Consider the following 787-nt stretch of genomic DNA (forward strand, 5'->3'; position numbering starts at 1 on the left):
CAACTTCTTCGCCGGGCGGGCCCGTTTCCCGAGGTTCAAGTCCCGTACCGGGCGGCAGAGCGCGCACTACACCCGCTCGGCGTTCCGGATGCGCGAGGGTGTGCTGACACTGGCCAAGACCAGCACGTCGCTGCGATTTGTGTGGTCCTTCGGTGAGGTGGATCTGGCCGCGCTGGATCCGACGATGGTGGTGCTGTCCCGCGACCCGGACGGCTGCTGGTACGTGACGTTCGCCATCGACACCACCGACACCACCGAGCCCGCCCCGGCTGAGCCCGCCGGGCACGCGATCGGCGTCGACCTCGGTCTCACAGATCTGGTGGTGACCAGTGACGGTGAACGGATCGCGAACCCGCGGCATCTGGTCCGTAAGGCCCGCAACCTGGCCCGCTACCAACGGCGGATGGCCCGCTGCCAGCGCGGTAGCGGCAACCGCCGCAAGGCCAAGGCCAAGGTCGCCCGCGCGCACCGCAAGATCCGCACCGCCCGGCAGGATTTCCTGCACCGCACCACCACGGCTCTGGTGCGGTCGGCCGACGTGATCGCGATCGAGGACCTGCCGGTCAAGAACATGGTGCGTAACCGGCGCCTCGCCCGTGCCATCTCCGACGCGGGCTGGGGCGAGTTGCGCAGGCAGCTGGACTACAAGTGCGACCGGGCCGGCCGCACGCTGGTCGTGATCGACCGGTGGTTTCCCTCGAGCAAGACGTGTTCGGTCTGCGGGCACGTGCTCGCAGAGCTTGCTTTGTCCGCCCGGCACTGGACGTGTCCGGGCTGCCGCACCCGG

General features: G+C 69.3%; 1 protein-coding gene. It reads left to right on the forward strand.

All coding sequences use genetic code 11. The features are described from left to right. Positions 1–787: RNA-guided endonuclease InsQ/TnpB family protein (locus IG04_RS0141765; RefSeq protein ID WP_030482284.1), on the forward strand; the 787-nt coding region annotated here is incomplete at both ends.

This window comes from Lentzea albidocapillata (assembly GCF_000719115.1).
Classification (GTDB): domain Bacteria; phylum Actinomycetota; class Actinomycetes; order Mycobacteriales; family Pseudonocardiaceae; genus Lentzea; species Lentzea albidocapillata.